Source organism: Holdemanella sp. DFI.5.55, from assembly GCF_020593575.1.
GTDB classification, from domain to species: domain Bacteria; phylum Bacillota_I; class Bacilli_A; order Erysipelotrichales; family Erysipelotrichaceae; genus Holdemanella; species Holdemanella hominis.
Map to the genome: position 1 here is coordinate 1 of NZ_JAJDMK010000045.1, position 18,972 is coordinate 18,972.

At 34.4% G+C, this 18,972-nt stretch carries 25 protein-coding genes and 1 tRNA gene; 4 read left to right on the plus strand and 22 right to left on the minus strand.

Annotated elements, in window-relative coordinates:
• Nucleotides 1-73: 73 nt before the first annotated feature.
• From LJE08_RS09090 to rapZ, 21 genes are all read right to left on the minus strand, one after another.
• Nucleotides 74-547 (minus strand): HAD-IC family P-type ATPase, encoded by a 474-nt coding sequence (locus LJE08_RS09090; RefSeq protein ID WP_199593380.1) that lies wholly within the window; start codon nucleotides 545-547, stop codon nucleotides 74-76.
• Between the two features lie 283 nt (nucleotides 548-830).
• The gene (locus LJE08_RS09095) at nucleotides 831-1,472 is read right to left on the minus strand and encodes an HAD-IC family P-type ATPase (protein ID WP_238636003.1); all 642 of its coding nucleotides are present in this window, start codon (nucleotides 1,470-1,472) and stop codon (nucleotides 831-833) included.
• Between the two features lie 33 nt (nucleotides 1,473-1,505).
• The gene (locus LJE08_RS09100; protein ID WP_227402996.1) at nucleotides 1,506-1,826 is read right to left on the minus strand and encodes a hypothetical protein; all 321 of its coding nucleotides are present in this window, start codon (nucleotides 1,824-1,826) and stop codon (nucleotides 1,506-1,508) included.
• A 122-nt stretch (nucleotides 1,827-1,948) separates the two neighbouring features.
• Nucleotides 1,949-2,173, minus strand: a complete 225-nt coding sequence (locus LJE08_RS09105; RefSeq protein ID WP_227402997.1) for an HMA2 domain-containing protein — start codon at nucleotides 2,171-2,173, stop codon at nucleotides 1,949-1,951.
• 1 nt (nucleotide 2,174) lies between these two features.
• Nucleotides 2,175-2,402 (minus strand): DUF1490 domain-containing protein, encoded by a 228-nt coding sequence (locus tag LJE08_RS09110; RefSeq protein ID WP_217256538.1) that lies wholly within the window; start codon nucleotides 2,400-2,402, stop codon nucleotides 2,175-2,177.
• A 268-nt stretch (nucleotides 2,403-2,670) separates the two neighbouring features.
• Nucleotides 2,671-3,030, minus strand: coding sequence for a 50S ribosomal protein L20 (gene rplT, locus LJE08_RS09115; protein ID WP_003865814.1), 360 nt, complete (start codon nucleotides 3,028-3,030; stop codon nucleotides 2,671-2,673).
• An 18-nt stretch (nucleotides 3,031-3,048) separates the two neighbouring features.
• On the minus strand, nucleotides 3,049-3,243 hold the full coding sequence (gene rpmI / locus LJE08_RS09120) for a 50S ribosomal protein L35 (protein WP_003865815.1): 195 nt from the start codon (nucleotides 3,241-3,243) through the stop codon (nucleotides 3,049-3,051).
• 13 nt (nucleotides 3,244-3,256) lie between these two features.
• Nucleotides 3,257-3,808, minus strand: a complete 552-nt coding sequence (gene infC, locus LJE08_RS09125) for a translation initiation factor IF-3 (protein WP_227402998.1) — start codon at nucleotides 3,806-3,808, stop codon at nucleotides 3,257-3,259.
• A 228-nt stretch (nucleotides 3,809-4,036) separates the two neighbouring features.
• Nucleotides 4,037-4,112 (minus strand) — tRNA-Lys (locus LJE08_RS09130).
• Between the two features lie 82 nt (nucleotides 4,113-4,194).
• Nucleotides 4,195-6,057 carry an ABC-F family ATP-binding cassette domain-containing protein gene (locus LJE08_RS09135; protein ID WP_227402999.1) on the minus strand — a complete coding sequence of 621 codons (1,863 nt, stop codon included), beginning with the start codon at nucleotides 6,055-6,057 and terminating at the stop codon, nucleotides 4,195-4,197.
• A 9-nt stretch (nucleotides 6,058-6,066) separates the two neighbouring features.
• Nucleotides 6,067-7,353, minus strand: coding sequence for a hypothetical protein (locus tag LJE08_RS09140; RefSeq protein WP_186999325.1), 1,287 nt, complete (start codon nucleotides 7,351-7,353; stop codon nucleotides 6,067-6,069).
• Between the two features lie 57 nt (nucleotides 7,354-7,410).
• Nucleotides 7,411-8,766 (minus strand): asparagine--tRNA ligase, encoded by a 1,356-nt coding sequence (asnS, locus tag LJE08_RS09145; RefSeq protein ID WP_217255973.1) that lies wholly within the window; start codon nucleotides 8,764-8,766, stop codon nucleotides 7,411-7,413.
• Between the two features lie 232 nt (nucleotides 8,767-8,998).
• Nucleotides 8,999-9,634 (minus strand): redox-sensing transcriptional repressor Rex, encoded by a 636-nt coding sequence (locus tag LJE08_RS09150; protein ID WP_117926538.1) that lies wholly within the window; start codon nucleotides 9,632-9,634, stop codon nucleotides 8,999-9,001.
• A 97-nt stretch (nucleotides 9,635-9,731) separates the two neighbouring features.
• Nucleotides 9,732-10,331, minus strand: a complete 600-nt coding sequence (locus tag LJE08_RS09155) for a hypothetical protein (protein WP_117926537.1) — start codon at nucleotides 10,329-10,331, stop codon at nucleotides 9,732-9,734.
• A complete protein-coding gene (locus tag LJE08_RS09160; RefSeq protein ID WP_118116388.1) occupies nucleotides 10,324-10,572 on the minus strand; it encodes a TIGR03905 family TSCPD domain-containing protein in 249 nt (82 codons plus the stop codon). Before LJE08_RS09160 ends, LJE08_RS09155 begins: the two co-directional genes overlap by 8 nt.
• Nucleotides 10,559-11,068 (minus strand): Gx transporter family protein, encoded by a 510-nt coding sequence (locus tag LJE08_RS09165; RefSeq protein ID WP_227403000.1) that lies wholly within the window; start codon nucleotides 11,066-11,068, stop codon nucleotides 10,559-10,561. The genes LJE08_RS09160 and LJE08_RS09165 overlap by 14 nt, the downstream gene beginning before the upstream one ends.
• Nucleotides 11,065-11,421, minus strand: a complete 357-nt coding sequence (locus LJE08_RS09170; RefSeq protein WP_118116392.1) for a NusG domain II-containing protein — start codon at nucleotides 11,419-11,421, stop codon at nucleotides 11,065-11,067. The genes LJE08_RS09165 and LJE08_RS09170 overlap by 4 nt, the downstream gene beginning before the upstream one ends.
• Nucleotides 11,421-11,942 (minus strand): hypothetical protein, encoded by a 522-nt coding sequence (locus LJE08_RS09175; RefSeq protein WP_117926533.1) that lies wholly within the window; start codon nucleotides 11,940-11,942, stop codon nucleotides 11,421-11,423. The genes LJE08_RS09170 and LJE08_RS09175 overlap by 1 nt, the downstream gene beginning before the upstream one ends.
• The gene (whiA, locus tag LJE08_RS09180; protein WP_117926532.1) at nucleotides 11,935-12,882 is read right to left on the minus strand and encodes a DNA-binding protein WhiA; all 948 of its coding nucleotides are present in this window, start codon (nucleotides 12,880-12,882) and stop codon (nucleotides 11,935-11,937) included. The genes LJE08_RS09175 and whiA overlap by 8 nt, the downstream gene beginning before the upstream one ends.
• A gap of 2 nt (nucleotides 12,883-12,884) precedes the next feature.
• Nucleotides 12,885-13,832, minus strand: coding sequence for a uridine diphosphate-N-acetylglucosamine-binding protein YvcK (yvcK, locus tag LJE08_RS09185; protein ID WP_117926531.1), 948 nt, complete (start codon nucleotides 13,830-13,832; stop codon nucleotides 12,885-12,887).
• Nucleotides 13,829-14,689, minus strand: a complete 861-nt coding sequence (rapZ, locus tag LJE08_RS09190; protein ID WP_186999313.1) for an RNase adapter RapZ — start codon at nucleotides 14,687-14,689, stop codon at nucleotides 13,829-13,831. The genes yvcK and rapZ overlap by 4 nt, the downstream gene beginning before the upstream one ends.
• A gap of 82 nt (nucleotides 14,690-14,771) precedes the next feature.
• On the opposite strand from rapZ, the gene LJE08_RS09195 reads away from it, so the two are divergent.
• The 3 genes from LJE08_RS09195 to LJE08_RS09205 are packed head-to-tail and all read left to right on the plus strand — an operon-like array spanning nucleotide 14,772 to nucleotide 17,365.
• A complete protein-coding gene (locus LJE08_RS09195) occupies nucleotides 14,772-15,293 on the plus strand; it encodes an HAD domain-containing protein (protein WP_227403001.1) in 522 nt (173 codons plus the stop codon).
• Nucleotides 15,290-15,691, plus strand: coding sequence for a VanZ family protein (locus LJE08_RS09200; protein ID WP_227403002.1), 402 nt, complete (start codon nucleotides 15,290-15,292; stop codon nucleotides 15,689-15,691). Before LJE08_RS09195 ends, LJE08_RS09200 begins: the two co-directional genes overlap by 4 nt.
• 45 nt (nucleotides 15,692-15,736) lie before the next feature.
• On the plus strand, nucleotides 15,737-17,365 hold the full coding sequence (locus LJE08_RS09205) for a putative glycoside hydrolase (protein WP_227403003.1): 1,629 nt from the start codon (nucleotides 15,737-15,739) through the stop codon (nucleotides 17,363-17,365).
• A 31-nt stretch (nucleotides 17,366-17,396) separates the two neighbouring features.
• Here the strand turns inward: LJE08_RS09205 and LJE08_RS09210 are convergent, their stop codons facing one another.
• On the minus strand, nucleotides 17,397-17,765 hold the full coding sequence (locus LJE08_RS09210) for a thioesterase family protein (protein ID WP_186999309.1): 369 nt from the start codon (nucleotides 17,763-17,765) through the stop codon (nucleotides 17,397-17,399).
• A 241-nt stretch (nucleotides 17,766-18,006) separates the two neighbouring features.
• Here LJE08_RS09210 and LJE08_RS09215 point away from each other — a divergent pair, with 241 nt between their 5' ends.
• The gene (locus tag LJE08_RS09215; protein WP_186999308.1) at nucleotides 18,007-18,915 is read left to right on the plus strand and encodes a hypothetical protein; all 909 of its coding nucleotides are present in this window, start codon (nucleotides 18,007-18,009) and stop codon (nucleotides 18,913-18,915) included.
• Nucleotides 18,916-18,972: the final 57 nt, after the last annotated feature.

The following is an 18,972-nucleotide window of genomic DNA, read 5'->3' on the forward strand; positions in this document are numbered from 1 at the left end:
AGCACATTTTTTGTGTTCCCCTCAAAACCGTCATTTCTTAACTTAATGACATTGGATCAAAAATCCAGTTTTTTTATAAATAATTACGCGTACATGATGCAGCAATCGCAAACGTACTTCCGTTATGTAATAAGCTTGTAGTGTTTGGACTCATCAAGCCTAAAGCACCTAGTCCAATCAAGCTTGAATTAAAGGCCACGATAAAACGATAATTCGCATGAATACGCTCGAATAAATTCATAGCAAGTCGACGAAGTATAACAAGCTCATTTAAATTGCTTGAAACAAGTGTAATGTCCGCGAGTTCTCGAGCTAAATCTGAACTATCCTGCATAGAAATAGAAACATCTGCCGTTGAGAGTGCTGGCGTATCATTGATACCATCTCCAACCATAATCACAGTATGTCCGTGATCCTTCAACATCTTAATATATGCAGCCTTATCTTCTGGTAAAACTGATGCACGATAATCATCTAAATCCAATTCATGAGCCACTGCTTTTGCGGCACTATCACAATTCCCTGTCAACATAACGACTTTAGTCATTCCTAATGTGTTTAAATTATGATTAGCTTGTTTTCCTCAAGCTTTAAAGGATCATAAATACTGATAATTCCAGCGACTTGATTGTCAATCTCAAGATAAATCATAGATTCGGCTACTTCACTTTCTAAAGAATCAATCGTTTCGTTTAATTCTTCTGTTTTTGGAATACCTTCATCTTCAAATATTAAATGATCACTACCAATAATGGCACGCTTACCATAAAATCTTGTCGCAATACCATGCGCAAGGATATATTCAACCTTGGCATACTCTTCATCATGAATTAAGCCTTCTTTTTTGCCTGGTTTACAATCGCATTGGCTACACTATGAGGAAAATGCTCTTCAAGACAAGCTGCAATCCTTAATACTTCATCACGCGTATACCCATTTAAAGGAACTACTTTCTTTACGGTTGGATTGGCGTTTGTCAAAGTACCCGTCTTATCAAAGACAATCACATCCGCATCTTTGATTGCCTCTAAATACTTACCACCTTTTACTAAAACATTTCGTTTACTAGCTTCTAGCATAGCACTAATAACCGCAATGGAAGTCGATAATCGAATGGCACAAGAATAGTCCACCATCAATACTGATGTTGCGCGTGTTACATTTCTTGTCAAAGCTAAAACGCCAAAGAAACCTAAAAAACTAAATGGAACAATAGAATCTGCCAAATACTCAGCCTTAGCTTGAATACTTGCCTTTAATGATTCATTTGTATCAATCATCTTAACAATATTACTAATGCGACTTTCATCTTGTAAATTACGAACACGAATAAACCGTTTACCTTCTTCAACTAAAGTGCCCGCAAATACTGTGTCATTTTTCTTTACATGTTTAGAAAGAGGCTCTCCCGTAAAGCTAGATTCATTGATCATTGCTTCTCCATCCACGACTTCTCCATCGATTGGAATCATAGAACCCATTTTTGAGATGACTACATCCCCTTTTTAAAGCTTAGACATGGCAATCTCTTGTTCTACACCATCTTCTAAAATCCACACTTTATCAAATTGAATCGATAAACTATTGGATAATTCCAATTTTGTTTTCTTACGTGTGTAATCTTCTAACAAATCAGAAATATTTAGTAACATCATAATATTTCCTGCAATCGTATAATTCTTTTGAATTAAACTTACACCAATGCTTGTGGCATCCAATAAAGGAACATTGATTTTACATTGTAAAAGTGAATTAAATCCTTCTCGAATAAACTGAATGGACTTATAAATCGTAATCGCATTGCCAAGTCCCATTGGTAAAAACATTTAATGAAATAACGTTTACCAATAATCTTAAAGAACCGATTCATATATTCTCGATTCATAGCAATAGCTTCTGGTGTTTGTGAATGAACTACAATCGAAGAAGTATCTGCATTTTGAAGATATTAGATATCTAAATCCTTTAGTTTATTCAGTAACAAACCTTTTTGTGCTTTGTCATACAACATCAAAACACTACCCGTAACGTTGATGACCTCCACACTCTCAATCATAGGCCATGCATAAAGATCCTTTTTTAAAACTTCGCCCTGAACACTAGAAAACTTATTCTTTCCATAGCGAATTCGCATTCGACCCGGAATGTCATGGGCAATAGTAAAACTACTCATTTTATTCGCCTTCGTGTTGAACTTTGGCTTCTTCTAATAAATCCTTTGCATCCACTTTAATTGTCTCATACTTATAAGTTGTGTCCGATTTAAGCTTCATTCCACCAGCTAAACCTTTAACAGCTAAATCATGGGCTGTGTTACTTTTTAAAAACTTAGACCCAGCTAGAGCTGTCGCTGCACCTCCAATAAAAGTCCACATTGTTTTGTTTTTCCATCCGTCTTTCATAATATATATCATCCTTAGAACTATGAATGTAAGTTAGAATTAGTTGTTTCTAACTTACAGTTAGTATAATCTTACTTTTTCAATTTGTAAACAAAAAAGGACATTTTTAAAATGTCCTCATCTTATGAAATCAAATTATTAAACAAGTGAAAAAAGCGATTCCATAATTGCATTTAGTGATAGTTAGTTAAATCTAATCTCTTAAGATATACCCTACACAGAATAATTTGTCAACAAGAAACAAAAAAACTGTCATACGACAGTTTAATTATGCATTTAAAGCTGCTTTTGCTTCTTCGCAAAGTTTAGTGAAGCCTTCAGCATCGTGAATAGCCATTTCACTTAACATTTTACGGTTGATCGCAATATTAGCTAATTTTAATCCGTGCATTAAACGAGAGTATGATAAGTCATTCATACGTGCAGCTGCATTAATACGTGTAATCCAGATTTTACGCATGTTTCCTTTTAACTTACGACGGTCGTTGTATGCATATCTGAATGAATGCATTACCTGCTCATTTGCAGTTTTGTATAATGTATGTTTTGATCCAAAGTATCCTTTGGCAAGTTTCAACACTTTTTTTCTACGAGCGCGTGAAACTGTTCCACCTTTAACTCTTGCCATTCTTTATATCCTCCTTAATTACTTAACTAACATTTCCTTAATACGTTTGTAATCTGTAGCATGTACAGTACCTGGTTTAGCTAAGTGACGACGTTGTTTCTTAGTCTTTCCATGGAAACGGTGAGATGTATAAGCGTGAGATCTCTTTAATTTTCCAGAACCTGTCTTTTTTACACGTTTTGCTAATCCTCTGTGACTCTTCATTTTAGGCATAGTCTAGTCCTCCTTACTTCTTTTTAGGTGCCAACACTGTTGACATCGTATTACCTTCCATTGAAGGTTTTTTCTCAACGATAGCTACTTCACCCATAGCTTCGATGAAGTCATTCATGATCTTACGACCAACTTCCAAGCGAGTGATCAAACGACCACGGAATCGCATATCAATCTTTACTTTCATACCCGCTTCGATCCATTTTGACGTCTGACGAACTTTTGTTTCAAAATCGTGTGTATCGATAATCGGCGATAAACGCAAAGATTTAACTTCAACAACATGTTGCTTACGCTTAGCTTCTTTTGCTTTTTTCTGTTGTTCGAAATGATAACGACCATAGTCTAAAACTTTACACACGGCCGGACGCGCCTTGGGTGCTACACACAACAAATCTAAATTTTGTTTGTATGCAATGTCCAATGCTTCTTTTTTTGACATAACTCCCAATTGTTCTCCATCCGCATTGATGACAAGAACTTCTCTAAACGGAATCTTTTCGTTAAACAAATCATCGTTTACATTATTTGGGGCAACTTTTCTATTATTGATATTCGACACCATCCTTCTTCATTTTTCCAAAAAGAAAATGGGTGCATTCCACACCCATCACTCTTTTTAAACGAATTCAAACTGAATTGGCCGTGAACCTATGTCTCTTAGACATCAGGTGAGAAGGGGTGCTTCTATCTTTCCATTTCTTTTACTCATTGATAATACCACACACATATGGTTTATTCAATATCTTTTTTCAAAAAAATAAAGCCGAGTAAATCGACTTAAACACATAAATGGTGGACTCTTGGGGATTCGAACCCCAGACCCACTGATTAAGAGTCAGTTGCTCTGCCAGCTGAGCTAAGAGTCCATTTATCAGTGCTCATTTATATTACCACAGCATATTTTTAAATGCAACTATTTTTTCAAAAAAAGAGTGCCGAATTGACACTCTATTCCAACATAGCCATTTTTTCTTCCCACTCTTGCATCAATGCAGCAATTTCGTTGTGTTTATCATCTATTTTCGCATCTAACTCTTCCATCTTACGATAATCTTGGTAATATTCTGGTTCATATCTCAATTCTCGCATTGCCTCTAAATCTTGTTCTGCTTCCTCTAAAAGCACTTCTAGTTTTGCGACACGATTCTTAATTGCTTTTAAATCCGTGAAAGATACCGTTTGTGGCTTCGCTTCTTTTTCGACCTTGGCAACCGATTCCACAAGTTCATTACTTGCCTTTTTTTCTAAGTACTCTTCGTAATTCAAATCATACACTTTACTGATTGAACCCATTTCTAGTACACGTGTAGCCATCTTTTTTAAAAACATACGGTCATGCGATACAAATAGAATCGTTCCATCATATTTTTCTAAAGCGGATTCCAAAGCTTCTTTCGCCGGAATATCTAAGTGGTTTGTAGGTTCATCCAATAATAAAACATTATCATGCTCTAACATTAATTTTGCCAAAGCCAATCGAACTCTTTCTCCACCCGACAAATCATTCACTTCTTTAAAAACTTCATCCTGTGTAAAAAGGAAACTTGCTAACGTATTACGAATCTGTGTTTGTGTTGCATCCGGATCCATATCCCACAATTCATCCAATACATTCTTATTCGACTTCATCTGAGCACTTTCCTGATTGAAATACCCTACATCAATTTGATGGCCAAATTTAAAGCTACCTGATATCGCAGGCAGTTCTTTCACCAAAGTCCTGATCAAAGTTGATTTACCTATTCCATTAGGACCAACGATAGCCATTCTTTGTCCTTGCAATAATTGAAAAGAAACATCAGACAGCACTTTATCATAACCAACCTGTAAATCTTCCACTTCAAGAACCTGCTTACCACCTTTTCTTGCACAAGTAAACACAGCCTTCATCTGACTGGTATCTGAAGTACTATCTTCAATTCTATCCATGCGATCTAAATATTTCTGCTTACTCTTGGCAAAAGCGGCCTTATTCTTTTTATAACGGAATTTTTCAATCAAATCTTCTAAACGATGAATCTCTTGTTGCTGACGAATATACGCTTCATGATTCTTTTTTAGATATTCATCTTTTGCCTTCAAATAATGCGAGTAATCCCCCACATATCTTTGGGTTTTACCAAACTCAATTTCCACGATTTCATCTACAACATGATCCAAGAACATTCGGTCGTGACTCACTAAAACAACCGCGAAAGGATAATGCTTCACATAATTTTCAAGCCATTCAATAGCTGCAATATCCAAATGGTTTGTCGGTTCATCCAATAATAAGATATCTGGTTTTGTCAATAACAGTTTAACCAGCGCAATTCTCGTTTTTTGTCCAGAACTAAATTCACACAATTTTTTATTTAAATCACTTTCTTCAAACTGAAAATGAAAAAACACATTCTTTAATTCCACCTCATATTGATATCCATTCAATGCCTCAAAACGTGTCTGCAATGCATCATACTTTTCAAGTTGCTTCTCACTTGAATCCGTTTTAAGTACTTCTGCCTGAGCATTTAACTGCTTTTCCAATTCTCGAACCTTGTCAAAAGCCGTTAAAAGTTCTTCATACACTGTCTTTTCTTCGTCCACAAAAGTAATCTGTGCCAAATACCCAACATTTGTACCATTTAAAACCATACGAGAACCCGAATCATAGTGTTCCAGTCCACATATAGTTTTCATCAATGTTGTTTTACCACAGCCATTACGACCAACCAACGCAATCTTTTCATTATCACGCACTTGAAAGTTAGCACCTGCCAAAACTGTTTTTGCTCCAAATGACTTTTGTATATTACTTAATTGTAACTTCATACTATCACCCTAAATTTCAAAATATCTAACAATACCTTTCACCAAAGTTTTCGCTATCGCATCCGTATTGTCGTTAAAATAAGCAACACTTTGAGAATTCATTGCGCTCGCATATGAAAAGTATAATCCATACATCCCAAAGACATCTTTATATTTTGCATTTCTCATTTCATCACCATAAACACCAGTGTATGTTGCTCTTCCACCAGTTTCTCTTAATTGTGGGTAAAGTTCATATTTTTTTACTTCACCCTTTTCATCTTCGGCAAATGAATCATATAAAACTCCATTTTCCTGCGTGCTGTTCGTTCTAGCCGCATACAATGTCAAGCCACTTTGATCCATATAATATGAGATTGTATTAGCCAACCCACTATTTGTATATGGACTTGCCATCATATAAGGCGCATCTACATTTTCATCATAGCTTGCACCCAAGGCAATATATAATTTAGCCTTTGCCTTATAACCACGAGCCGGACGACCATCTGCACCATAATATCCAGGCGTTTCGTTTTCTTTACGCAAGATTTTTACCTTTAATCCCTTTTCTTCTAATTCTTTTTTTAATTTTTTCGCAAATTCCATGGAAGAAGTTGGTTCATCTAAAATTGATGTACTTGCACCATAATCTACTGTATTCGAGATGTAATTCATCGCATTTCCACATGGATCGATCACTACATCATATACATTGGATTTTGGGATATGCTTAGTGACAATAATAAACGTATAATTTTTCTTTAAATGAATATCATACTCTTTTAATGCCTCTTTATCTGCCACAAACGTAATATCTTTCACCTTTTTATTGCGACGCATTGTCGTGATTGTCTTCGCCTTAAATGCATCGTCAAAATAGATACGCTCCTTTTCATAATGATCATATGTATATAGTTCATAAATTCCTTCTTTTAAAGAACCTAAATCAATACCTGAATCCACTTTTCCATTAAATGTAAAACTTGTAATGGCATCATTCATAACATTTCTTAGAACAATGTTATTGCCTTGCATTTTATCCATTTTCTTTGTACCATACTCATCTTTATACAAAGACAACGTCTCCCCATAAACTAAATAATCACTGAGTCGATAAGACCCATCAAAACTTGTCTCCACCTTTTTTCGCAGCTTTTCAACATCCACTGTATCCAAATAAGATTGTGACAACTTATCTATTTCAGTTGGCCTTGATACATATAAAAAAACACAGACAACCACAATAGCGATAGTAACAACTCCGACGATCATCGTGCTTAAATTTTTATTATTAACTACTCTTACTTTTTTCATACCCCTTATTTATATCACACAAAAAAACAGGTATCAACGAGATACCTGTTTAATTCATTAGAAAATTAAATTTCTAGGTGTACGTGGATATGGCTGAACATCACGAATATTCGCAACACCACTTAAATACATCAACATACGGTCAAACCCAAGACCAAATCCTGAGTGCTTGCATCCTCCAAAGCGACGTAAATCTAAATACCATTGTAATGTCTCTTGTTCCATTCCAATTTCTTTCATGCGATTCACTAACACATCATAACGCTCTTCACGTTGAGAACCACCAACTAATTCTCCAACATAAGGAACTAATAAGTCACATGCTGCAACTGTCTTGTTGTCATCATTGACACGCATATAGAATGCTTTAATATCCTTTGGATAATCCGTTAAGAAAACAGGACCATTTACGACTTTTTCGCAAATATAACGCTCATGTTCACTCTGAAGATCCATACCCCAGAAAATATCCTGGTTTTCAAATTGATCTTTTGCTTTTTCCAAATATTCAATAGCCTTTGTATAAGTCATTCTTTCAAAGTTAGAGTTTGCAACATGAGTCACACGTTTAATACATTCTTTATCGATCATTGATGCAAAGAATTCCATTTCTTCTTTAGCATGTTCTAAACAATAGTTGATACAATATTTGATCATTTCTTCAATACAATCCATGTTATCGGCTAAATCCGCAAACGCAAGTTCTGGTTCAATCATCCAGAATTCAGAAGCGTGACGAGTTGTATTTGAATTTTCTGCACGGAAAGTTGGACCAAAAGTATAAACATTGCGATATGTTAATGCGAATGGTTCAACATGCAATTGTCCAGATACTGTAAGTTGAGCATGTTTACCAAAGAAATCCTTGTCATATTTTGCATCTTCACGAGTTGTAACTGTAAAACATTCACCAGCACCTTCTGCATCATTACCAGTGATTTCTGGTGTATGTACATATACGAATCCGCGATCCTGGAAGAATGTGTGAATTGCCATACTTAATACACTTCTTAATCTAAACATAGCATAGTATGTATTTGCACGAGGACGTACATGAGGAATTTCACGCATAAATTCAAAACTGTGACGTTTTTTCTGCAATGGATAATCGTGATCACATAATCCTAAAACACTAATACTTTCGGCTTGAATTTCAAATGGCTGTTTTGCATCTGGAGTACATACAAGTTTTCCTGTTACTTCCATAGCTGAACCTGTTGTAATTTTTGATACTTCATCAAAGTTTTCTAAGCTATCCGCATATACAACCTGCACATTCGAAAAAGTTGTTCCATCATTCAACGCAATAAATCCAACTGCCTTTGAATTACGATTTGTACGAACCCATCCCTGCAAAGTAATACTTTGTCCATCGTACTGTTCAAATGTTTCTTTTAATTTTTTTACTAACATAGTTTCTCCCTTCAAAATAAAAAAAGTTCCTTAATTAAAAGGAACGATTATTACCGCGGTACCATCCTGTTTCATCACACGTATGTATGCACTCAATTGGAATTTAACGCATTCCACACGTTACTGTCTACTTAATTTCTCCAGTACGACTCCACAGGTGTTATCAATCCAAACTTGCACTGTCTATTTTCACCTAACAAGACTCTCTTTACATGTTCGTTTTGGACGACTTCTATTTCTGCGTCTTTGTTTCTAATGAATTTGTAATAAATACCAATTCTTGTATTGATGATACCACATCAATACTTTTAATGACAACCCCTTTTGGGACTAAAAAATGTTGATGCGTAAAATCAACGATACCATTAATTCCACACTGTACTAATTTATCTACTGTTTCTTGTACATCATGTGAAATTGTTAAAATCGCAATACGACATCCTTCAGGAATCTTCGTATCTAACTCCGACATCGGATATACTTCGACACCAAATTGTGTTCCACACTTAGCTGGATCCACATCAAATGCACATGCGATTTCACCAACAACATAATCCCATTTATTATAATTCATTAACGCACGACCTAAGTTACCAGCACCAACTAAAATTATTTTTTCATCAAAATCAACGCCTAACTGACTATTAAATATTTCAATCAGTTTATCCACATCGTATCCGTAACCTTGTTTTCCAAGATTCCCTAAAAAGGAGAAATCGCGACGAATTGTTGTAGGTTCAATATCTACAAAGCTCGATAATTCTTTGGACATAATTCGTTCAACGCCATTTTTTTGAAGTTTACGTAAAGCTTTTAAATATACCGGATACCTCTGTAAAGTTGCTTTGGGTACATTTCTATTCTGCATTTTATCACCCCACGCATTAATAATATCATATTTGTGATATATTTAACAAGTTAACTTGTGAAAAAATTTAAAAAACAAAAAAGTCGATTACTCGACTTTAGAAAATGGCTTGATCCACCTGTAACAACGTTGAATCCACATCTTGAAGAAGTGTTTGAATTCTTGAATTATAAAAATAAGGAACACCCTTCTTTTTCGCGAAATACAATACAAGCGCCCACAAAATTACTAGTAAAACAAATGAAACCCTAAAAGAAATGTGAATCAAAAGAACAAACACAAGTAAAAACACAATATACGCAAGTGTGTCTAATAAGATAAATCGTTGAAATATATTTTTCAGTGTAATCTGATAATAATCTCTTTTTCTAGATAGAAAAGCTTTCGTGATAGAATCATATTCCTCATTAAATTCCATCTTACTTAAATCATCCTGATTCTCTTTATGTTCTTTATAAAATACAACTTCCTGCATTCTTAAAAGACAAAACAACATGGCCTGCTTATTTTCATCTTTCGAAAACTTTTTATAATACAATTCCAACAACTTTAAATAATCATTATCCGAAATTGATTTTCCAACCATATTTTGTGCAATGACTTCTAAACGTTCTGTTAATACATCTGAAAATACAAGAATGTTATTTTGAGCACGTCTTTCAATTTCTTTTAAAGCCCCAAGAAAATGATCAGCCACGATATGCCTTAAGCGCACATGCGATTTGATCTGGACAAGATGTTGGCTTATTTCCACATGTTACTCCAGTCAAAGTATCGATAACTTCATCTACACTTCTTCCCTTCAATAAACATCCAATTCCCTTTAAATTTCCATTGCATCCACCAATGGCCTCAAAACTTTTAATAATTCCATCTTCAATTTCAAAATTGAATTGACGACTACAAACACCCTTTGGTGTATAACTATATTTTTCCATAATTTCCTCCACTTAATCGGTCTAAGACCTTTCTACATACTACTGCTATTAATATACCACTCACAATGGACAATGCCAAAAGAATTGGTAAAAACAACTGCATAAAATACTGTTGGTAAATCCAAGTAATTGCGATTACTTGTCCTATATTATGAAAGCTAGCTCCAAGTATACTTACGCCATAAATCGAAAACACCTTACTTCGATACGCTAAGATCATCGCAATACAAGCCAAAATACCACCGCTTAACGAAAGCCAAAACGAAACAGAAAATAACATTCCCTGCATTAAGCTTGACAAAATGATACGAAGCAACGATACATAAGCCAATGATTTTTCATCATACATATAAAGTGCAAATAAGCCAGCAATATTTGCCAAGCCAATCTTATATCCAGGAACAATCATAAATATACCTATAAAGCTTTCTAAAAGCTGCAACAAAATACCGACCGCGACCAAGAAAGCTAAAATTACACTTTTCTTGACCCTCATTGTATCACCGTATCCTGACTGGCTTCTTTTTCAATTTTTACCACTGTCTCATTGGGCAAACATACAATGGGAACATTGGCATCCGAAACATAACCTTGTTTCGAACAATAATGATGTGGACTCTTTTCTTGTGTAACACGCACTTTTTTCTGTTTAACCTCAATATGCACTTTTCCAAGCTTTCCATTTACGACATACGTTTTATCTTTTGATAAATCAATACGCAAAACTTGTTTTTCCTTAACATATACACTCGCATACGCATTTTCATTTTCACTAAAAAATAAAGGAACACATAGTACTACCGCTACGATCATAATGCATACTATCAGAATTTTATCTGCCTTTTTCATTATTGAACGACCACACTTACATTTTTTGTGACTGAATTTCCAAAACGATCACTGATTTTTACTTGTACATCCTGTGTTGATGCAGTGGACGTATCAACATTAGCTTCAAAAGTAACTCCCGACAGATCTGTTGCATGAAAATAGGAATTCCAATCAATATTCTGTCCAACCCCAATTGTGATTTGACCCACTTCACTTGCACATACTGGAGCCGTTGTATCTTTAACTTTTATCACAAAAGGATACTCTTTACTCCCATCCACAATCGCAAAGTCATATTCACCAACAACCAAATAATCCATTCCAGATGTCATAAAGCGATTATTTTTCTTATCTACCCCAACACTTTTTGAAACAACTTTTAAACGAGATGAAAAAGTCGCATTCTTTAAATATAAAGTTGGATTGGCATAAATATCTTTTCCAAGTTCAATCGTGAACATCGACTTTTTTAATTGAACCCCCAAGGAACATGCACACAATAAGAATGATAAGCTTATAATTCCTATTTTTTTAAGCATCCAATTCCTCCTTTAATTCTGAAGCCATCTGCTTCACTTTCGCTAAGCGATGCTTCATTCCAGATTTTGAAATATCTTCACCAAATTCATTTTTACACTCTAAACACAATTCATTTAGATTGGCCTCCGGATACATCTTGCGAATTTGCATCGCATGCATAATTTTTTCTGGAATCACAATATTTTTGGCATGACTCTCCAAAAACTCAATAGCCTCTAACTGCGATTTGGCAGCCTTTAAACTCTTTACCTCATTGGCAACCTCACAATTATCGAGGCGCGTGATCTGATTATAGAAATCTCTTTGAATTCTAGAATCCTCAAATTCAAACAACGCATTCGAAGCATTACATAAACGTAAGAAGTCTGCAATTTTATCTCCAGCTTTTATATATACCACATAAACACTTTTTCTTTCGATGACTTTTGCCGGCAAATAAAAACGCTGCATTAATTTTTGAACACTTAACGCTAAATCTTTTTCCTGACTCGACATTTCTAGATGATAATTACTCGATTTTGGTGAGTTGATACTGCCACTAGCCAAAAAACACCCTTGCAAATAAGCTCTAGCCATCTTTTCAGAACGAACCATTTTTACGCTTGGTGTATAACGCAAACCTGAATCAGTTAAAATCTGAAGATCTTCCAATATTTCTTGAGCTTTATCAAACACTTGAATGCGATAAATGTTATTTTTCTTTAACTGCATTTTTTTCAACACAGAAAGACGAGGATCGACATCATATAACGTTTTCATGATTTGAAAAACATGTTTGGCAATTGTTGCATTTTCAGTTTGAAACGACAAATACATGCCTTGCCAATTCATATGTAAACTTGCTCGCATTTGAAAAAGGGCACATAATTGTGCCTTCATCATTTGAGCATCGATTTCTTCTTTACAAATTTCTTTTTTAATTTCAGATGTAAAGGACAAGTCTATACCCCCTTGATCAATTCTTCTACAACTTCTTTGACAGCCATTGGATTATGACGAATACGACCTTTTGTATCCAATGCCAATAAATCTCTTTGTATAATAGCATAGTCTGTTGCTTCATTTCCAATACAAATTGGATAACTATTTTGTGAAGCATACATGTCTAAAACTTCCTTGGGTAACATCGACTGGTTAACCACCACTAAATCTACTGGATGTTTAAATGAATGTTTTTCAATTGCATTAATATGATCCTGAACCGTATATCCATCTGTTTCTCCAGGCTGAGACATGGCATTACAAAAATAGATTTTCTTACAAGGGTTCTTTTCAATAGCTTTCGAGATATCCGAAATAATTAGATTCGGCATAATTGAAGTATATAAAGATCCAATTCCATAAATAATCAAATCGGCATTTTTAATAGCTTCAATAGCCGGTTTATATGCATGCACATACTTCTGATAAAAAACATGATCGATACTGTTGTATACTGTTGGGATATTTTTTTCTCCACGAACCAGCGTACCATCTTTCATCATTGCATATAATGTAACAACATCCAATGTACTAGGAAGAATATTCCCCTTCACATTTAATACTCTTGAAATTGATTCAATTGCTCCCATAAATGAGCCTGTAGTATTGATCATTGCCAAGAAAATCAAGTTTCCTAAATTATGACCACCCACATCTTCGCTTCCTTCAAAACGATAATTCAGCAAATCAGAGAAAAAGCCTTCATCTTCTTCATCGGCCATAGCACATAAAACATGTCGAATATCTCCAACTGCAGGAATATTGTATATATCACGAATTCGTCCCGTACTACCACCATCATCGGCTACTGTAACAATGGCCGTTAAATCAACATCTTCCAAACGTTTCATACCCTTTAACATGCTTGAAAGACCTGTGCCCCCACCAATTACGACTATTTTTTTCATTCTTCGTCAACTCCAATATCACGGTGCGATTTAAAACAACGATATGTATCCTTATATTCATCATACAACCAGTTACAAATCGAAACCGAGCGATGTTGACCACCTGTACATCCAATCGCAACAATCATATGGGACTTGTTCTGTTTCTCGTATTGTGAGAACACAAAATCACAATAATCCTTTAGTTTTACAATAAACTCTTGTGTTTCTGGTTTATCCATTACATAGTCATATACTTCTTTTTGATTTCCTGTTTTATCTCGAAGCAATGGATCATAAAATGGGTTTGGCAAGAAACGAACATCAATGACCATATCTGCATCTAATGGTACTCCATGTTTAAATCCAAAAGATTGGAATGTGACTGTAAACACGCTTCTTTGAGCACTTTTAAAACGGTGTAAAACACGACTTGCCAAAGCAGAAGTACTTAATTTTGTCGTATCAATATGAATCGTATTCTGTGAATTCTCTTGTAGATGATCCAAAAAATCACGTTCTACTTCAATCGCATCTTCTAATGTTGTAGCCAAATGATTCACGATCATTGGATGTTGTCTTCTTGTAAAGCGATAACGTAACAACAATTCTTCATCGCTACAATCTAAAAACAAGATTTGAAGATCGCGGTTAATATTTTCAAAGTAGCTCACAAAAGCCTGGTAATCAATAGCACTCACACTAAGTGCTACATTTTTATAATGAGACTCATCTTTTCTTAGTAAGTCTTCTAAATTATCCAACAATTCCTTAGGAAAATTATCCATACAATAATAGCCCAAATCTTCTAGAGCATTCATTGCACTTGATTTTCCGGCCCCTGACATTCCTGTCACAAGAACAATTTTATTTTCCATAATCACACATCCTTTTTACAGATTATACCAACATTTGAACTTGAGTACAATTTTGACTATCATAATAAAAGGAGGAACACATATGAAACCATGTATATTTTTAGATATCGATGGAGTAATCAATCCGAGTCGTAAAAAGAATTCCTATTGTCTCGATTACAATTTACCAGATGCCCTGGCAAAAAAATTGAACCACCCAAAAATTGCCACACTAAACGCATATTTAGTCAATCAAGTTTATTATTGTTTTTCAAAAGAAAGTATTCAACTTTTGAAGCAACTCATTGAAAAATATGATGCTCAAATCATCATCACAAGCTCATGGAGAATAGTCTATTCATTAGAACAACTTCAGGCCATGTTTGACATCTTTGATTTAGGAAAGTATGTTAAATCCGTTACCACTTTGATTAATCCACGCACAAAAGCTATTCGAGAATTTATTAATGAAAACAATGTGACAAGTTATATTATTTTAGATGATTTTGACATGTCCAAAGCTTTCGATTATCATTTTGTTTATGTTCGCCACTATTTCAAAGAATCCGACTACAAGAAGGCGGACTATGCTTTATTTATTCAACAAAAGGAGTTTTCGAATTGAAAAAACACATTTTTACCATTTTTACAATCTGTAACATGCTACTGATCTTTTATTTTTCCAGTCAAAATGCAGCACAATCCACACAAACAAGTGCCTGGTTTTTACAATTTTTACCATTCTCAATGCATATCGTTCGTAAACTCGCACATTTCACAATTTATGCCATGCTTGGATTCAATACATTCTATATGTATAAGAACTATGGTGTGAAACACTCTGCACTATACGCTTTGGTCACATGCATTCTATATGCTTGCAGTGATGAATGGCATCAATCTTTTGTCTCAGGAAGAAGCCCGCAGATTACAGACATATGCATTGATACTTGTGGTGCTTTATCCCTAATTCTATTAAACATTGGTCTGATTCGATGGAAATCATCCCAAAAAACGCTTTAAAATTGACAATTATATGAATTATGCTACGATTCTATTGGTGATTACATGAAAAGTAAACAAATGTTCATTCTTCCAATGCTAATCGTGGCATTTTTATTTTTACTTACCTTAGCCGCAAACTCACTCCACCCTACTCGATATATTAAATGCGATACCAGTAAGCTAACGGTAGAAAAAGCACATTTAGAAGATGGTGAAGCTGTTATTGAAAAAATTAAAATTCCTAATGGTACAAAAGTAAAAGTTCATCAAAAACAAGAATATTCAAGCATTATCATATACAATCACGATAAACTAAAAGTTAAGAATTCAAATCTCGCAAATAGTTTTGAAGAAGCTACTCACTTAGATTATGTCTATTGTCGAAGACTGGTAAACTTAAGAGAAGAAAAAGGTGGAAAACTAAGTAAAGTGATTGTCAAGAAAGGTGAAAAAGTAAAGGTAGTCTCCATCGATCAAAAAGACTGGGATAAAGACACAGGCCAAATTCGTTGGTACAAAGTCAAAAAGCAAAACAAAACCTATTACTTAAGTGGTGCATATGTGGAATCATCAAGAAAATTAGCATTAAAAAAGTATGATCAAGCCATATCTTATTCGACATATTGGGATGATTACTACAAAGATGGATATTCTAAAGATGCCTACACATCACAAATTGACTACAAGCCTATCAAAAAAGAAATATATAAAGAAAATTCGATGCCTAAACATGTTAAGTCCGTCCATGTATCAATGGACAATTTCATCAACAATCAAAAATACATCGAAAAGTTAAAGAACATCAATACGATTATTGTCGAAACTAAGAATGATGAAGGCTCAGTTTTATATGCGAGTGATGTATGTAAGGATTATTTATCAGATCCTAGTCAAGCAACAAATAATGTGATGATCTCAAAAAAAAACTTAACAAAAATCATAAAAGAATACAAAAAAAAGGGATTCTATTGTGTAAGCCGTATCGTTACTTTTAAAGATGCTGTTTTTGCGATGGAAAACCCAAATGAATCATTAACGGACCACAATGGCAATTTAGTTGTCTACAACGATCAATACTGGCCTAGTGCGTATTCTAGAAAAGCATGGATGTATAATGTGGAACTTGCCAAAGAGTGTGCTGATCTAGGCTTTAATGAAATTCAATTTGATTATGTCCGTTTTCCTGATGGAACCGCAAGCGCAAACTCTAAACTAAACTTTCACAATACATATAAAGAAAGTAAAGTAGCCGCCATCCAAAGTTTTCTTCAATACGCAAAAGAAGAATTATCCCCAAAATGCGTTTATGTTGCAGCCGATATGTTCGCGTGGCCTATTGTAGCTTGCGATGATCAAGATATTGGACAATTTCTTCCAGCCATCGCGAATGTCGTTGATATCATTTGTCCTATGCCTTATTTAGATCACTTTTCAAATGGAAGCTTTAACATTGATAATCCTATTGAAAAGCCATATGACACTTTATTTGCATTCACTAAGATCAGTGACGAGCAATTAAAAAGTATCAAATATCCCGCTAAATACCGAACATGGATTCAGGGATACAATATAGATGCAGATGGTGTAAAACAAGAAATAAAAGCACTTAAAGACACAAATTACCCGGATTATATGGTTTGGTTAGCTAGTGGCGATAAGAAAGATATAGATAGAATCAAAAGCGGATTTTAAAACCCATGCATATTAACATGGGTTTCTTTTTTTATTTCTGGTATGTTTTATCGATAAATTTTTGTGCATCAACCACAAAACGACTGTGTACACCTTTTCCAATTGATTTACCATCTTGGAACGCTTGTACTTCATAATCAATTTTGCGACCATCCACATTAACCATCTTAGCCTCAATTGTGATTGTTGCCCCTAATGGACTTGCCATATCATGAGACACATTCATACTGATGCCAACGCTTGTCTTACCTTCTTCTAATTCTAGGCATAGACATGCAGCCTCTTCCATCCATGCGATCATTTGCGGTGTAGCTAATACATCCAATGATCCACTCTTCATAACGGAAGCCAAATTTTGTTTTTCAACCACACGTTGAATTCGAATTGTTTTTAAATCCATGTTTGTTATCCCTCCTTTGATATATTAATCCATTGTTAAAATATTGACAATGTATTTTATTAGTTTCCTCGTTCTGTGATAAAATGTATTAAGAGAAAAGAATCAATCATTTCTAATAGAAAGTAGGTCATATATGTATTCTAAACAAGAAGAAAACCTAATCCTATACCAAAAATCAAAACATAAAATCACTATACATCTTATTCTTTATTTTTTTGTACTTTGCGTTTATTTTTTAGCCATGGCATATCTTTTCTCAAGCATGGAATTCTTGAAAGTAGATGATCCAGCATTCCGCTCTATGTTGATCAAATTAGGAATCGGACAGATTCTTTTATATGGCATCACATTTCTTCTTCTTTCAACAGGTAAAAAATGGTTTCGTATTCTATATTGGATAAATATTGCGATTAGTTTTTTGATTATATACTTTCCAATCAAATTATTGTTGTCAAACCTTACAACCATCTTACCATTCTTTGTCCTTGTTGCTTGTATGCTTTTAAAAACCATTGTACTTTGCCAAATTGGGGGATACTTAAGAAACAATCGTTGGTGTAAGATTTATTTTGATCACACAATCGAGTTAGACGATGAAAACGATGATTGGGTAGCTAAACAAACAAAGAATGTAGATTATGAAAAAATCAAAGATAAATACGAAAAAAAATTCGAACCAACTGAACAAGATGAAGAAGATGAATATGTAGTAGAAAAAGCGCCTATGACTTTGCCCCAACTATCCGTTCGTTTAGGCATTATTATTTATGGCGAATTAATTTTATTTCCAATTCTAATCCAAATCTTTTCAAATCTATTCGCAAGTTTGGATATGCAAAAAGTATTTGCAACAAAAGACATGTTTATGTTGTGTATTTTTACTGCTTTTATTTGGACCATTCCATTATTCTATATGTACTACAATCAAAAGGCGACAAAGAAGATTATCGCATGTTGTATGATAGGCGAATTTATTCGTATTTTAGTTTATTTACCAACCTTTATGAACTACTATAAATCACAGGAATATTCGCTTCGTGTATTTATCTTCTTTGTGATTCTAGATCTCATTCGGTTGGTTATTCTATCTATATTCGCAATCCGTGTTTTACAATCAAAACAAGAATATGCACAAAATCCCAGAGACTAATTCCAATGTCATTAAGTTAAGCTAACGGGATAGTGACAGTGATAAATTCTTATTAAG

Coding starts and splice junctions, on each gene's coding strand:
- LJE08_RS09090 (WP_199593380.1), bottom strand. CDS start 547: ATGACTAAAGTCGTTATGTTGACAGGGAATTGTGATAGTGCCGCAAAA.
- LJE08_RS09095 (WP_238636003.1), bottom strand. CDS start 1,472: ATGATTCCAATCGATGGAGAAGTCGTGGATGGAGAAGCAATGATCAAT.
- LJE08_RS09100 (WP_227402996.1), bottom strand. CDS start 1,826: ATGTTTTTACCAATGGGACTTGGCAATGCGATTACGATTTATAAGTCC.
- LJE08_RS09105 (WP_227402997.1), bottom strand. CDS start 2,173: ATGAGTAGTTTTACTATTGCCCATGACATTCCGGGTCGAATGCGAATT.
- LJE08_RS09110 (WP_217256538.1), bottom strand. CDS start 2,402: ATGAAAGACGGATGGAAAAACAAAACAATGTGGACTTTTATTGGAGGT.
- rplT (WP_003865814.1), bottom strand. CDS start 3,030: ATGGCAAGAGTTAAAGGTGGAACAGTTTCACGCGCTCGTAGAAAAAAA.
- rpmI (WP_003865815.1), bottom strand. CDS start 3,243: ATGCCTAAAATGAAGAGTCACAGAGGATTAGCAAAACGTGTAAAAAAG.
- infC (WP_227402998.1), bottom strand. CDS start 3,808: ATGGTGTCGAATATCAATAATAGAAAAGTTGCCCCAAATAATGTAAAC.
- LJE08_RS09135 (WP_227402999.1), bottom strand. CDS start 6,057: ATGAAGTTACAATTAAGTAATATACAAAAGTCATTTGGAGCAAAAACA.
- LJE08_RS09140 (WP_186999325.1), bottom strand. CDS start 7,353: ATGAAAAAAGTAAGAGTAGTTAATAATAAAAATTTAAGCACGATGATC.
- asnS (WP_217255973.1), bottom strand. CDS start 8,766: ATGTTAGTAAAAAAATTAAAAGAAACATTTGAACAGTACGATGGACAA.
- LJE08_RS09150 (WP_117926538.1), bottom strand. CDS start 9,634: ATGCAGAATAGAAATGTACCCAAAGCAACTTTACAGAGGTATCCGGTA.
- LJE08_RS09160 (WP_118116388.1), bottom strand. CDS start 10,572: ATGGAAAAATATAGTTATACACCAAAGGGTGTTTGTAGTCGTCAATTC.
- LJE08_RS09165 (WP_227403000.1), bottom strand. CDS start 11,068: ATGAGGGTCAAGAAAAGTGTAATTTTAGCTTTCTTGGTCGCGGTCGGT.
- LJE08_RS09170 (WP_118116392.1), bottom strand. CDS start 11,421: ATGAAAAAGGCAGATAAAATTCTGATAGTATGCATTATGATCGTAGCG.
- LJE08_RS09175 (WP_117926533.1), bottom strand. CDS start 11,942: ATGCTTAAAAAAATAGGAATTATAAGCTTATCATTCTTATTGTGTGCA.
- yvcK (WP_117926531.1), bottom strand. CDS start 13,832: ATGAAAAAAATAGTCGTAATTGGTGGGGGCACAGGTCTTTCAAGCATG.
- rapZ (WP_186999313.1), bottom strand. CDS start 14,689: ATGGAAAATAAAATTGTTCTTGTGACAGGAATGTCAGGGGCCGGAAAA.
- LJE08_RS09195 (WP_227403001.1), top strand. CDS start 14,772: ATGAAACCATGTATATTTTTAGATATCGATGGAGTAATCAATCCGAGT.
- LJE08_RS09205 (WP_227403003.1), top strand. CDS start 15,737: ATGAAAAGTAAACAAATGTTCATTCTTCCAATGCTAATCGTGGCATTT.
- LJE08_RS09210 (WP_186999309.1), bottom strand. CDS start 17,765: ATGGATTTAAAAACAATTCGAATTCAACGTGTGGTTGAAAAACAAAAT.
- LJE08_RS09215 (WP_186999308.1), top strand. CDS start 18,007: ATGGCATATCTTTTCTCAAGCATGGAATTCTTGAAAGTAGATGATCCA.